This is a genomic window from Pseudonocardia benzenivorans CB1190 (assembly GCF_000196675.2).
Taxonomy (GTDB): Bacteria; Actinomycetota; Actinomycetes; order Mycobacteriales; family Pseudonocardiaceae; genus Pseudonocardia; species Pseudonocardia benzenivorans.
Window position 1 is genome coordinate 1297352 of sequence record NC_015312.1, and the last position, 12124, is coordinate 1309475.

The following is a 12124-nucleotide window of genomic DNA, read 5'->3' on the forward strand; positions in this document are numbered from 1 at the left end:
TTATGCTTCTTCGGTGCTGTCACCCTCAAGGAGTTTGTAGACGTTGCTGCGCTGCATCCCGACTTCCTTGGAGATCCTCAAACGGGGCACTCCTGCGGCGTCCGCGGCCAGCACAGCCTCGCGCCGCTTCTTCCGCGCTTCTCGTTGCTTGGCAAGGAGGCCGTTGATCCTCGCTTCGAGCTCGGCCTGCTGGGCGCGAGCGTCGTCCAGCTCCTTCTTGATCCCCTCGACCTCGGCTCGACAAGCGCGAAGCTGAAGGACTTCCTCGGGGTCGCTCATCGGGGAGCCTCTCTCGCAGAGTGTCACCGTCTTGCTTACGGTGAGCTTTCGTCGTCCCACAGTGTCTATCACACATGTCTATCATTCCTGCATCTAGGACATTTGGTGCTGGCAGGCGACCTTCGGTCGTCTCCGACGAGGTCGCCTGCCGTTTGCCTGCTCGGGTTAGGCCGACAACGCGTCTGGCTTGTGGTCTCCGAGCCAGGCGTGCCGGCCCGCCTCAGCGAGTTCGGCCTGGCGCTGCCGCCAGTCCGGCATCCAGAGATACATCCGCCGTTGCCATCCGCGGCCGTGGGCGCGTCCGCCGGGCTGGGTGGCGTGCGCCTGTTCGTGGACGAGCACGTACTCGACGAGCCGCATCGGCAGGCCGAACACAGCCCAGTGCAGCGTGGTCCTGTGCTTCGGCGGCCCCTCGTAGATGCCCCAGCGGCACCGGCCGAGGTCGCGCACGACGTAGCTTAGGCCGGTGATGCGGCCGCCCAGTTCGTACTGGCGTCCCTCGCGGCGCAGCCAGGCGAGCCCGACCTGCTGGTACAGCTCGATTACCGCTCGGCGGACCAGCTCTGGCCGCCGTCTCCGCGCGGCGAGGACGCCGTCGGGCGTGATCAGGGGCAGCTGTGCGTTGCTCGCGGGCGGGGCGTCGACGAGCTGGAGTCGGTAGCGCCGGCCGAGGAGGTCGAACTCCTCGCCGTCGGCGAATTCCTTGACCGCGTGGTCCGGGGCCAACCGGGTGGCGGTGTCGACCTTCTCGGTGATCCATCGACGATGGCTGTCGACAAACCGCGCAACCTGGTCCGGGACGGCTGTCGGCGGGATGAGCACGGCGATACCTCCTCCCGGATTGACCTGGATGCCGGTTGTACGGCGCCGTGGACGGATGGCCACCTCGACCTGCCACTCGGGCGGCAGGTCGAGGGCGGCCAGAGCGGCTCGGACGGCGTCGGGGTCGGTCATCGCACTCCCTCCTGGTAATTGATGTGCTCGACCGAGCTGGCCACCGTGGCTGCGCCGGTGCGCAGCAGCTCGTTCACGCCCTGCGATGTCGCTGAGTGGATCGGGCCGGGTACGCCGTAGACCCGGCGGCCGAGTTCTCCAGCGGCTCGGGCGACGGCGAGGGCGCCGCTGCGCTGCCCTGCCTCGACGATGACGGTCGCCGCAGCGAGAGCGGCCAACAGCCGGCACCGCGCGTGGAACCGGATGCGGGCCGGTGGTGTGCCGATCGGGTACTCGCTGACCAGCAAGCCGCCCTGCTCGATCAAGGTCTGATGGAGCCGAGCGTGCTGGTGCGGATGGGTCAGGTCGACGCCGTTGGCGAGCACGGCGATCGTCCGGCCCTCAGCAGCCAGTGCGCCGCGGTGCGCCTCCTCGTCCACACCCAAGCTGCCGCCGCTGACGACGGTCGCCCCGGCGCGGGCGAGCTCGTAGCCAAAGTCCGCGGCGATCGTGTTTCCGTACGCCGAGGAGGCACGGGCGCCCGTGACCGTGACGGCGAGGCTGGTGAGCTCGGCCAATGAGCCGCTGCCGCGCACCCACAGCGCGAGCGGAGCACCGAGGCTGGCCAGGCCGGTCAGCCGCCCGAGCGGCCAGTCGCCGTCTTCGGGCGTGAGCAGCCGCGCCATGCCGTTGTCGAGTGCCCGCAGGTCGTCGTCGATCTTGGCATCGGGCCGCGTGATCTCGCTGAGCACGGCGGTAGGGGCGGTGCGGTGCCGGATCTGCGCGACGGCGTCGACCGGCCCGTGGACCGCGACATACTGGTGGATGGCGGGGGCTGGGGGTTCGGCTGCGCGCAGCAGGAACAGCCTGGCGTGCATTTCATCGCGTGAAGGCATGGTGGCACTCCTGGATGGTTGGGTTTGGTGGGTCGGTGAGGTTCCGCGCCTTGACCGGCGCTGGGCCGGATCAGGGCTCTGTGCGGTCGTGCAGCGGGATGGGCAGGCGGTGACCGATCAGCTCGCGCCAGCGGGAATCGCTGGTGTGGATGTGAGCACCGGAGGCCATGAACCACGTGCCGGGCGGGGCATCGGCCGGGCGCGCGACGTAGCGGCCGTACTGGAAAAGCAGGTAGACGCCCGGCGCGTCGTTCGAGGGTTCGAAAATCCGGGCGAACGCGGGCAGCGTCCGCTCCTCCCCGACGCCGAGGATGGTCACGTAGCGGACGCGGGAGGACAGACCGTTGTTCGGGCAGTGGATCGGGCCAGTCAGGATCTCCGCGCGGAGTCCCTTCCGGACGACCGGGACCTCGATGACGCCGTCTCCGAGTTCGGGGATCTGGTCGAGTTCCGTGATGCCCCAGGGTGTCTCGGTGTACGCCGCGAGAAGCCGGTAGGCGGGGACGTAGTCGGCGCCATGGCACACAGTGGCTTTGGCCTCGGCGGGCAGCCGGGTTAGCACCGTCTCGCGTAGGCGGTTCGTCCAGGCTTGCGCCTCGCTTGTATGCCAGCCGATCGTGCCGCTGGTCTGGTACTCGTAGCACTCCAGCAGGCACAGCACCGCGATCGGATGTAGCGCGCGGTCGGTCACCGTCGCGACGTAGTCCGGCGGCTCTCCGTCTTCCTGCTCGACGTAGCGGCGGGGTCGGTGCTGCTGAAGCAGCATCTGGCCGACCGGGGCGAGGTCGTCGAAGACGCCGATCAGGCCGAATTGCAGGCCGGCGTTGACGAGTCCGTCGATGTGCGCTGGGTGCAGGTCGAACCGAGACATAACGGTATCCCTTCAAGAGATCGGAAATTTCGGTGAGCGGTTCAGGCCGCGTTGCTACGGCCTTGGCCCTCGACGAGGGTTTGCTGTACGACGGCGATGGCCGTGTCGACGCGGCGTTCCAGCCGGGCCAGTGCCTCGTCGGTGTGGTCGGCCCAGGCGTCGGCGAAGCTGTCGAGCTCCTTGTCCAGCGCCTGGGCGGGAGCGACCGCGTAGAACTCCTCCTGGGTCGGATAAGTCCCGTCGGAGCGTCTGCGAAGCCACAGCCGGCGGTGGGTATCTCGATCGCCATCGCGGGCCGGTGCTCCGGCGATCTCCTCGTTCTTCGTCAGCGGGACGTCGACGAGCCGGCTGAGTTCTGTCAGCGCGGTGTGGACGGTGCGGTGTCCACCGAGCAGGACGCTGTCCACGGACCGGGCCGCGTTGGCCGGCGCGTAGTAGAGCCGGCGTACGCGGTAGATGGCCCACGGCATCGTCTTCATGCGGGCGACGGCGAGGGTGATGGGCTCGGTCACCTGGTCACGGTGCAGTCGCGTGATCAGGTGACTTACCGGGCCCGAACAGGCCCGATCGAGGGTTGAGCGCCAGACAGACGTACTCGTCGATGATGTGCTGTGCTGCTTCGGTTGGGAGCGCGGCAAACCGTGCGAGTTGCTCGGGCCAGCCGGATTTGTTGCCAGCGTAGGGACAGTGTCGGCAGCAGCTTTTCGGCCACGCCACGCCGAGTTTGCGATACAGGTAGTCGAGGCAGTCCTGTCGGCTCCATCCCCATTCGTGGAGCGGGTACGTTGGGATGCGTTGTCCGCCCATGGAATACGCGGAATCGCGCGTGATCCTGGTTCCCTCGTGGACGTTGAACCCGATGGCGTGAATGTAGGTCCTGTCACCGAACTCGTTGGCCCGCCACGCATCCTGCGGTGCGCCTTTCGCTTTTTGGCTACACTTCCGAACTCCGCCGAGCTGCGGCATGGTGCCGGTGACGCGGTTCTCGCGGGACAGCTTGTACACCCCGTCGAGGTGCAGCCGGTACGGTTGTCGGGTGTCCTGGAGTACGGCGACGCCGTCCTTTCTGGTCGGGCCGTTGCGGGCGACTTCAACCAGGCGGACGTCGTGCTTGCGGAGCAAGGGAAGAACGTAGTGCTGGACCAGTATTCCGGTGGTGCTCCACTCGTCTCCGGTCTGGGCGATGACGACGACCAGGTTCGAGAAGTCGGGCGCGATCGTCTCAGGTCGAGCAGACGGATCGGTGAGCATGCGGAGGATTCCTGCTGTTGATTCCGCGCCCATCCCGTACGACCAAACGTAGGGCATTAGGTCGAGGGGTTCGGCAGTTGTTCGTGTCCTCCTTTGCATGTTGTCCTCCGTGTGGATGTCGTTGCCGGACAGGCGATCTGTGTGGGTCGTCTGCGGGGTTAGAAGATGTTCGGCAGGCGCCAGGTGATGGGCCGGATACGCAGGGGCCGCGTGCCGGCGTAGGAGGCGGCGAGGTTGCCGTGGTCGGTGATGACCCGATAGCCGGCGAGCCACACGGCGAACCACGGTTCGGCAGCAGCGCCTTGGCGGGCCGCCGCGTCGGGCGCCGACAGCATGTTCGTGTCCAGCCGCGGCAGGGACGAGCGATAGTGCTCCAGTCGTCCGCCGATCATCGGGCAGGACTCGCTGGTGTACGCGGCGCACCACGGGTGTAGCGCTGGCTCGCTCGTGCACTGCCGTGGTAGGTCAGACAGTCGCATCATCAGCACGGCGCGGTGCTCCAGTGGCAGGCCACATACTCCGCACCACCGGTTGAGCAAGGCGCGGCCCATTCGTTCGCGGTCGACCGAGCCGAACAGGTATCGACCGTCGGTCGTGCGGGGCGTGACCCAGGGCACGACGAGACCGCCCACGGTCGGGAGGTGCTGTAGCGACAACGGGATCGGGGGCACGGTGACGTCGTTCATGATCCTTTCTCCTGTCTCCATGGGGTTATGGCATCGCGCACGCACGCGAAGGCCCGTGCGCGACGCTGAAAGTGGGTGAATGACGGCCAGGCGACTAGCCCGCGTCGGACTCGACTGCCGGCCTGTCAGGCTGCGCGTGACGTCGTGTCACGTGCGCGCTTGTTGGTGTGGCTGCCGATGCGGAGTTCGAGCCGCACGGTCTGGTTGTGGCAGCGGTACAAGGCGCGCGGGTCGAGCCAGTCGGTGTCCCGGCCGTCGTCCGGCACGAGGCCGATGGCGGTGCGTACGCCGAGATCATCATCAGCGTCGGTGAACAACGTGCCGGCGCCGAGCGTGATCTCCTCACCGACCGAGGGCGTGACGGGTGCGAGGGACCGCGCGATGTCGCCACAGTGGCCGGAGTGGCGGGTCTCGACCACGATCGCGACGAGTCGTCCCGGTTGTCCGACGGGTGCGTTGTCGAACGAGACGTAGTCCTCGGCGTCCGGGCCGGTGAGCAGGAAGACGGTGCCGTAACGGTCGGACTGGCGCTCGAACCTCGGCCACCATAGTCGGCCCTGGCCGAGGTCGATCGTGGCTGTTTCCTCGGTGCATTCCGCGGTTGCGTCTTGCTCGGCGGCGGGGATGATGTCGGCCATGGACAGGTCGTTGCGGAACCGGTGCCCGATCTCGGCTTCCAAGTCGGCGTACTCGGCAGCCAGTTCCGGGCGTAGTTGCGCGGCGCGAACGAGATCCGCGCGGCTGGCAAGTACGCAGAGGGAGCACGACAGCCGGGTCATGCCCTGGTCGTAGGCCGGGTGGTACGGCACGCCGGACGCATGGATGCGTTGCCATACCTGGGTTTCGGTCCAGTCGTGAATCGGAAGCCAGGTGTCGACGGTGCGCCGGCCGCTGCTGGCGGCCTCGTCACGGCTCAGGCGAGCCTTCTTCAGCCGTGCCCGCGATTCCTCAGCGCGCAGGCCCATGCAGTTCAGCACGCGGGCCGGACGGCCCAGATCACCGAGCTCGGCGACCAGTTGCGTGATGAGTTTCCTTGCAGGACCTCGCTTCTGATCCGAAGTGCAGTAGCGAGCCGAGGCCGAAGGCCAACGCCCGCGGCGGCGAACCTGGTCGAGGAGCAGCCCTTGCTCGCGGTGGCGTTGTTCGTAGCGCACCCCGTAGTGCCCAGCCTGGGCACGGGCGAGTTCACTGGTACCGGGCCACTCGACGTGTCCGAGCGCGCAGTGCAAGACCGTGATGCGATCGAGAACTCCCGCGGCCTCGGCGAGGACACAGACCTCATCGAGCATTGCTTGCGAGTCCTTGCCGCCGCTGCTGTTGACGAGGATGACGTCATAGGCGGCGAGGTCCGGCATTTCGGTGGTTGACGCGTGCATGAGTCACCTCTTCATTAACGTGACGCGATTTGATGTCCTGAGTGGACGAACAATGGAGCTGTCCGGCGGTGCGCGAATGGCGCGAGCGCGGGGTCGACGCTCGCGCGATCGGTTTGTCAGCCCTCGAACGTGACGTCGCCCTGGACGCAGATGCGCAGTGGAACCGTGCTGTCCTTGTCGCTGCGCAGCAGCCACGACTCGGTGTCGTCGAGATCGATCGAAACTCGGAACTGCCGGCTGGCCGGATCGACGTAGAGCGCGACGTGGACTCCGGCGACGGTGATCGTCGGCCGTTCGTCCTCGTTCGTCATCGGCTCGAAGATGGCGGCACGGTTGGCCGTATCGGCGACGACAGACAGATCGGTGTTGGCGGCGCTGTTCATGATGATCTCCTCGGAAGGCGTGCAGCCCCTCATCGCCGGCCCGCGCGGACGCGGGCCGGTGTGGCGTGGATGCGGGTAGGTGGTCCGACCGCGTGGCCGGGGAACCGCGGTACCTGGTGCTAGCGGGCGGCGTCTGGCCCGCGCTCCGCCGCGGTGATGTCGCGGTGGTCCGTGCTGCGGTAGCTGGTGTCACGGTCGCTCGTGGGCGTCCAGCCCAGCGCGGCCAGCAGCGGCCGGACACCGGCCCACCACCCACCAGGAAACCGCCGGAAGAGCCATTCCTCGGCGGTGTAACGGTCTAGGTCGGCAGCGGGCCGCGGGATCACGATCGAGGTGGGACTCAAGCTGAACAGGTCGATCGTGATCACGAGAGCGCGGAAGGTGCCGCCAGACGCGGGACCGATCATGCTGGCGCTGGGTGCTGCGTTGATCAGCGTGGCGTGGTTCCGGGTGGCGTCACCGGGGGCCCACCACGCCCAGCGCGGGCGTTCCGTGGGGACGTCGATCTCGGCGATGAGTTGCCGGGCATCGTGAATGTCGTAGGTAGTCATGGCGGTTCGAGCTCCTTCGGATGTGTATCAGCCCATGCAGCGCGATGCCCGCTCCGTGGCGAGTTGGTGCTGGGGAGGGCACCGCGCTGAGGTGCGTAGCTGGTTGCCGGAGTGGTCAGAAGTGGCGGTGTCGCCGGATGGAATGCTCGACAGCGATGGTGATCGTGTCGCCGTTGGTCTGCACGCTCGCGTCCTGGTAGAGCGGCCAGGACCAGACGCAGTCGCGCCCGTCGCAGTAGATGCGGACGTGCCCGTCGTCGTTTTCCTGGAGTACCAAGGGAAGTCGGTGCCGCTCGGGCTCCGGGCGGCGGGGCGCGTTGCCCGGCAGGGTAAGGCGTGAGCCGTCGTGAAATCCCACGTCGACCCCGCGCTCGGCGAGATGCTGCACGACGTGGCTGACCAGGTCTTGCGCGTTGACCTTGCCGACGGCCGAGCCGGGCCGAGCGGGATTTTCGAGGTAGTTGTGCACCAGGTCTTCCAGCGTTTCGACCAGAAGCATCGGTGAATCCTTTCGCGAGAACGGGTTGCCTGCCGGGAGCGATTAGCCCCAGTTGCGGTGTTCGCGGTTCCACTTGGCTTCGACCTTGGGCGCCAGTTCGGCGCGCAGGTCGTCCTCGGTCCGGCCGTGTTTGGCGGCGAGCGCGGCCAGGATGAGCTGCGCATCCTCGTGGTACTCGGCGATGGTGTCGCGGTGGAACGCGAGGTTGCGCTTGGTCAGGAGCCGGGCGTAGGACAGCGCGTCGATGTAGGAGCGCCGCGCGGTGAACTCGGTGTCGATCTGCCCGTATTGCTTGGTGCGTAAGGGTGTTCCGTCAGGTGCGGTGATCGCTTTGGCGGCTTTGGCTTTCGCGCGTTCGGCCTTCTCCGCTTCCCGCGCGAGTTGCTCGGGGGTCTTGATCCGGCTGGGCCGGTTGCGGACCTCGACCGGCGCGCTGGGGTAGCACTCGGTGCACGCGGCCTTGCCGGCCTGCTCGACGATCTCGGTCTCGTCGTGCCCGGAGAACTGGGTGAGCCAGGCGAACCGCGTGGACGGGAAGCACGTTCGGCACAGCATGGTGCGGTGGACGTGGCCTCCGGTGTTGAGGACCAGCCAGGCGCGGGTCCAGCCGCCCCGGCGTTCGAACTCCGCATCGAGGGGGCGCGCGGCGGCCTCGCACTCGGCGATCGTCTGGCGGGCCTGTTCGATCCGGGGCTGCAACTCGGTCGCGTACTCGGCCATGCCGTCGTTCACCAGACGGCGGACGCGGGCGGTGAGCCCGTTGACGGTGTCGGTGGCCTTGGCATGCTCGATACCGAGCCGGGCGAGCTCTTCGTCGATCTCGGACGGGGTTGCGGTCGTGGGGTCGTCGATGGGCATGGTGGTTCACCTCGGAACGGGTTCGGGCCAGGCCGTGTCGGCCAGGCGGGGGCGTGGGAAGGCGTCGCCGGTGCGCCAGGCGCGGATGGCGGGGGCGAGTTCGCTGGTGACGGCGCGGTCGAGGTCGCGGATGTCGATCGCGGTCCGGCCGGTGCGGCGGGCGTCGGCCCACAGGTCGAGGACCTTGGTGAGGCTGTCGGCCAGCAGCGCGGTCAGCGCGGTGGGCGGGTAGTCCTCGGCGACCGCGGCCAGCAGCCCGGCCATCTCGGTCAACGGCAAGCCGGGGGTGGTGTAGTGGTCGAGCTGGCGGACCGGCAGCGTGACCACGTTCTCGGGTCCGGGCTCGGCGCCGGCCAGGGTGACCGCGCCGAGCTGGACGTCGGCGCCGAGTTGGAAGACGTAGCCCCAGAGGCCCATGCGGGTGGTCGCGCGGGTGAGCGACTGGCGCGGAAGGTGGCGGGCCCGTGCCACGTCGAGCGCCTTGGCGCGGTTGGCGGGCACGGTGAGCACGTCGTCCAGGTGGGCCCGTGACAGGTCGAGGCGGTCGTAGAACTTCACGAACACGAGGGACTCCCCTTTCGGTGTGGTGGCGCGGGTTCAGGCGCGGGTATGGGCGAGTGCGCGGGGTGGCAGAGCGGTGGTGGTCCAGCCGTAGAGGTCGAAGACCTGGCGGGCGTGGGAGCGGCAGTAGAGGTCGAAGGCGCCGCCCTGGCCGGCGTGGGTGGCGCGGCGGTGGCAGTAGCGCGGGGGTCGGCCGTCGCCGAACTCGGTTTGCCAGGTGCACGCGCGCAACCGGTGGACGCGGATGACGAGGCCAGGGCCGCCGTTGATGCCGGCCCAGCGGCCTCCGTCGACGTCGGTGGCGTGCCAGACGTAGCGGGTCCACATCCCGCCGGACGGGGTGTAAGTGCGCCGGCCGACCTGGTGGACGTCGTGGGGGTCGATCGTGGCCAGGTGCCCGCCGGGCCAGGTGGTCAGCGCGCGACCGGCCGAGGACACGTAGGCGACGAACGTGTTCGCGCGGGTCATCGCGTGGCGTTCGCGTTCGTCCGAGCACGGGTAGCAGCTCGTGGCGCCGGTGGTGGGGTCGATCGCGCGGCCGGTGCCGATCCCGCTGGGGTCCGGGGTGGGCGGGTGGCCGCAGTCGAGGATGTCCGCCACGGGGGCGGTGAAGGAGGTGGTCATGGCGGCATCGGTCCCTTCAGGCCGGTGACGAGCGGAATCGGGAATGCGTAGGCCGGCCGTTCGGCCACCGGAGGCGGCTCGAACGGCCGGAGGTGATCAAGTGAGGTGTCCGAAGGTGGCCAGCAGCCGGGCGAACTCGGCCACCCGGTCGTGCGGGACGCGGACCGTGAACACCGAGTCGGACGCGCCCGAGCGCACGCAGACGCGTCCGTGGACGCCTGCGTCGACCGTGCCGAAGTGGAAGTCGGTGGCCTGGTCTCGGCGCTGCACGCCCAGGCGGGCCGCGACGGTCACGGCGAGTTGCTCGCGAGCGGCGGCGATGCCGTCGCTGGCGTGCTTCTCGTCCCGGGCCGCGTGCAGCGCGGCCTCGTAGTTCGGCAGCAGCCGGCGCCGGATCTCGTGGGCGATCATGTCGGGCGGTTTGCCCTGGTCGACGGTGATCTTGTGGTCCTGCTTGTGGTCCTGCGGGACGTGGTTGCGCAGGAAGCCGAGGTGACCGGTGATGATCAATCGGCCCTGGTCGGTCTTGCGGCCGGTGGTGGTGCCGTCGATCAGGTCGAGGACCTGATCGTTCGGTCCGGCGAGGTGTGCTTCCGAGCCGTCGTCGGCCTTGCCGGTGTAGGCGCGCCACCCGGTTCCGAGGTGCTCGGCGACGGTGTGCGCGAGGTCGAGGGTGGTCATGGAGTTCTCCCGTGGGTCGGCGGCCAGCCCGAGACGCGCCGGCCGAACTGGTGGTGAGGTACGGCGGCAACCGGCGCACGACGGGGCGCCGGCCGACCGTCAACGGGGACGGCCGACCGGCGGGAAAGGAGAGACGGAGGTCAGCGGCAGTGGCCGGTGATCTGGACCAGGTGGGCCATGTCGACCACGGGCCCGGCCCAGTAGCGGACGTGGGCCGGTTCGTTGCCGATTCCCCAGACGGAGAGCCGGAAATCGGGGTCGCTTGGGCAGGCCCACACGGAGCGCTGACCGGGCCCGTTGGGCGCGGGGGCGCCGTGTTCGTCGCATCGGTCATCGACGACTAGGCCCCCACCCCAGGACGACCGCAGGTGCGCGAACACCCGGACGTACGAGGCGTCGAATGGCGCGGTGTGCGCTTCCTGTCGGGTCGCTGCCCATTCGGCCAGTGCGTCCGCGGACAACGGCCGGCGGGAGGTGATCACGGCGCGCACGGCGTCGGCGTCGGTGAGCCGGCCGTGGTCGCTGCTGTCCGCGTAGGCCAGTGCGCACGGCCCGGTGAACCACAACGTGATCCACTGCGGGCCGCGATGCCAGCCGCGCGCATAGCCGCGCCGGTCGCCCAACTCGGTGATCGGGATCGGCGGCAACACGCCGTCCAGGCCCCGGTCCGGTCGGGGCGTCCACCCGTGTGCGCGGAGGTCGTCGTCCACGATCGGGTAGATCATGTCTGTGGTCCGGGCGCCGGAGTAGCCGCGTGCCGCGCGGCTCAACGTGTCCGCCAAGCCGTTCATGCGGCCGGTGACGTTGCGCAGGCCCTGCACCGGCATGGGGTGCGAGCTCAGTGCGTCGTCGTGCAGGTCGGCGACCTGGCAGCGGAGTTCCTCCGCGAGCCTGGCGAGGCTGGTGAGGCTGGCGGCCTGCACGCGGTTCGCCGTCTCCAGAGACTCGGCCCGTGCGCGTTCCCGGTCGAGTTCCGCGCGCAGTGTGTCCAGTGTGGTCGGGTGGTCGCTGGTCATTGTGGGTGCTCGCTTTCGTCGGTCGAATTGCGTGAATGTGCGAAGGTGATGGGAAAGGGGGTCACTGTTCGGCGAGCACGCGGTCGAGCTGATCAAGGAAGTAGTCGACGTCCGTGTTCGGGCGCATCGCGTCGCCCGAGGGCATCCAGTCGAAGTCGTCGACGTAACCGGTGCTGGCGACCTGGTCGAAGGTGTCGACGTAGTCGGAGTGGTTGCATTCGCAGCAGTCCGGAGCGGTCACCGGGTACAACTGACTGCCGACGTTCCGGGACGCGGTAGCCAGCGCGCGGTCACGGAAGGTTGGCGCGGTGTAGGTGGCAATCGCGGTGACCACACGAGCGGCCGGGAATCGGGCGAACAACTCGGCCAACACGTCGTAGTGGGCGTGCCAACACGCCGAAATCGTGCGGCGCCTGCCGTTCGGGCCGGTGCCCTTGCCGAACGCGGACGCGCTTCCCTTGGCGCCGGAGCCTGCCGTGTCGGTGGCGCGGAGGGTGAACGTGGCGCGGGGGCCGGCGCGGTTGCTGCGATCCTCGCCCGTGCGCACGGTGATGTTTCCGTCGTAGAGCGCGCTGGACACGTCGCGTACGACGTGGTGAATATCGGTGAGGGACACGCCGTACACGAACATGGTTGAGCTCCTTTACTGATTCGGAAAC

17 protein-coding genes are annotated in these 12124 nt (G+C 68.6%); all 17 read right to left on the minus strand.

The annotated features are described in order from the left end of the window. Complete coding sequence (locus PSED_RS06240) at positions 1-279, minus strand: hypothetical protein (protein ID WP_013673406.1); 279 nt, start codon at positions 277-279, stop codon at positions 1-3. A 165-nt stretch (positions 280-444) separates the two neighbouring features. Further along, the gene (locus PSED_RS06245) at positions 445-1233 is read right to left on the minus strand and encodes a M48 family metallopeptidase (RefSeq protein WP_013673407.1); all 789 of its coding nucleotides are present in this window, start codon (positions 1231-1233) and stop codon (positions 445-447) included. Further along, positions 1230-2108 (minus strand): DNA-processing protein DprA, encoded by an 879-nt coding sequence (gene dprA / locus PSED_RS06250; RefSeq protein WP_013673408.1) that lies wholly within the window; start codon positions 2106-2108, stop codon positions 1230-1232. The genes PSED_RS06245 and dprA overlap by 4 nt, the downstream gene beginning before the upstream one ends. Before the next feature lie 70 nt (positions 2109-2178). Continuing rightward, positions 2179-2979 (minus strand): hypothetical protein, encoded by an 801-nt coding sequence (locus PSED_RS06255; RefSeq protein WP_013673409.1) that lies wholly within the window; start codon positions 2977-2979, stop codon positions 2179-2181. 41 nt (positions 2980-3020) lie between these two features. Next, a complete protein-coding gene (locus PSED_RS06260) occupies positions 3021-3491 on the minus strand; it encodes a hypothetical protein (RefSeq protein WP_013673410.1) in 471 nt (156 codons plus the stop codon). A gap of 4 nt (positions 3492-3495) precedes the next feature. After that, positions 3496-4230: a hypothetical protein gene (locus PSED_RS06265; RefSeq protein WP_143770377.1), complete on the minus strand. Its 735-nt coding sequence runs from the start codon at positions 4228-4230 to the stop codon at positions 3496-3498. A 158-nt stretch (positions 4231-4388) separates the two neighbouring features. Beyond that, positions 4389-4916, minus strand: coding sequence for a hypothetical protein (locus tag PSED_RS06270; protein WP_013673412.1), 528 nt, complete (start codon positions 4914-4916; stop codon positions 4389-4391). Between the two features lie 125 nt (positions 4917-5041). Next, a complete protein-coding gene (locus PSED_RS06275; RefSeq protein WP_013673413.1) occupies positions 5042-6292 on the minus strand; it encodes a phosphoadenosine phosphosulfate reductase domain-containing protein in 1251 nt (416 codons plus the stop codon). A 116-nt stretch (positions 6293-6408) separates the two neighbouring features. Beyond that, on the minus strand, positions 6409-6675 hold the full coding sequence (locus PSED_RS06280) for a hypothetical protein (RefSeq protein WP_013673414.1): 267 nt from the start codon (positions 6673-6675) through the stop codon (positions 6409-6411). Positions 6676-6794: 119 nt separating this feature from the next. Next, entirely contained in the window at positions 6795-7226 is a 432-nt protein-coding gene (locus PSED_RS06285; protein WP_013673415.1) for a hypothetical protein, read from the minus strand. Between the two features lie 115 nt (positions 7227-7341). Continuing rightward, entirely contained in the window at positions 7342-7725 is a 384-nt protein-coding gene (locus tag PSED_RS06290) for a hypothetical protein (protein ID WP_013673416.1), read from the minus strand. Between the two features lie 42 nt (positions 7726-7767). Then, positions 7768-8583, minus strand: a complete 816-nt coding sequence (locus PSED_RS06295; RefSeq protein ID WP_013673417.1) for a hypothetical protein — start codon at positions 8581-8583, stop codon at positions 7768-7770. Between the two features lie 6 nt (positions 8584-8589). Then, positions 8590-9147: a hypothetical protein gene (locus PSED_RS06300; RefSeq protein WP_013673418.1), complete on the minus strand. Its 558-nt coding sequence runs from the start codon at positions 9145-9147 to the stop codon at positions 8590-8592. A gap of 33 nt (positions 9148-9180) precedes the next feature. Further along, the gene (locus PSED_RS06305) at positions 9181-9768 is read right to left on the minus strand and encodes a hypothetical protein (RefSeq protein WP_013673419.1); all 588 of its coding nucleotides are present in this window, start codon (positions 9766-9768) and stop codon (positions 9181-9183) included. A 96-nt stretch (positions 9769-9864) separates the two neighbouring features. Further along, positions 9865-10449 carry a hypothetical protein gene (locus tag PSED_RS06310; protein WP_013673420.1) on the minus strand — a complete coding sequence of 195 codons (585 nt, stop codon included), beginning with the start codon at positions 10447-10449 and terminating at the stop codon, positions 9865-9867. 140 nt (positions 10450-10589) lie between these two features. Then, on the minus strand, positions 10590-11561 hold the full coding sequence (locus PSED_RS06315; RefSeq protein ID WP_143770379.1) for a hypothetical protein: 972 nt from the start codon (positions 11559-11561) through the stop codon (positions 10590-10592). Beyond that, positions 11527-12096 (minus strand): hypothetical protein, encoded by a 570-nt coding sequence (locus tag PSED_RS06320; protein ID WP_013673422.1) that lies wholly within the window; start codon positions 12094-12096, stop codon positions 11527-11529. The genes PSED_RS06315 and PSED_RS06320 overlap by 35 nt, the downstream gene beginning before the upstream one ends. Positions 12097-12124 lie beyond the last annotated feature (28 nt).

Bases quoted from the DNA above. Each gene is read 5' to 3' on its own strand.
- PSED_RS06240 (WP_013673406.1), bottom strand. From the start codon at position 279: ATGAGCGACCCCGAGGAAGTCCTTCAGCTTCGCGCTTGTCGAGCCGAG.
- PSED_RS06245 (WP_013673407.1), bottom strand. From the start codon at position 1,233: ATGACCGACCCCGACGCCGTCCGAGCCGCTCTGGCCGCCCTCGACCTG.
- dprA (WP_013673408.1), bottom strand. From the start codon at position 2,108: ATGCCTTCACGCGATGAAATGCACGCCAGGCTGTTCCTGCTGCGCGCA.
- PSED_RS06255 (WP_013673409.1), bottom strand. From the start codon at position 2,979: ATGTCTCGGTTCGACCTGCACCCAGCGCACATCGACGGACTCGTCAAC.
- PSED_RS06265 (WP_143770377.1), bottom strand. From the start codon at position 4,230: ATGCTCACCGATCCGTCTGCTCGACCTGAGACGATCGCGCCCGACTTC.
- PSED_RS06270 (WP_013673412.1), bottom strand. From the start codon at position 4,916: ATGAACGACGTCACCGTGCCCCCGATCCCGTTGTCGCTACAGCACCTC.
- PSED_RS06275 (WP_013673413.1), bottom strand. From the start codon at position 6,292: ATGCACGCGTCAACCACCGAAATGCCGGACCTCGCCGCCTATGACGTC.
- PSED_RS06280 (WP_013673414.1), bottom strand. From the start codon at position 6,675: ATGAACAGCGCCGCCAACACCGATCTGTCTGTCGTCGCCGATACGGCC.
- PSED_RS06285 (WP_013673415.1), bottom strand. From the start codon at position 7,226: ATGACTACCTACGACATTCACGATGCCCGGCAACTCATCGCCGAGATC.
- PSED_RS06290 (WP_013673416.1), bottom strand. From the start codon at position 7,725: ATGCTTCTGGTCGAAACGCTGGAAGACCTGGTGCACAACTACCTCGAA.
- PSED_RS06295 (WP_013673417.1), bottom strand. From the start codon at position 8,583: ATGCCCATCGACGACCCCACGACCGCAACCCCGTCCGAGATCGACGAA.
- PSED_RS06305 (WP_013673419.1), bottom strand. From the start codon at position 9,768: ATGACCACCTCCTTCACCGCCCCCGTGGCGGACATCCTCGACTGCGGC.
- PSED_RS06310 (WP_013673420.1), bottom strand. From the start codon at position 10,449: ATGACCACCCTCGACCTCGCGCACACCGTCGCCGAGCACCTCGGAACC.
- PSED_RS06320 (WP_013673422.1), bottom strand. From the start codon at position 12,096: ATGTTCGTGTACGGCGTGTCCCTCACCGATATTCACCACGTCGTACGC.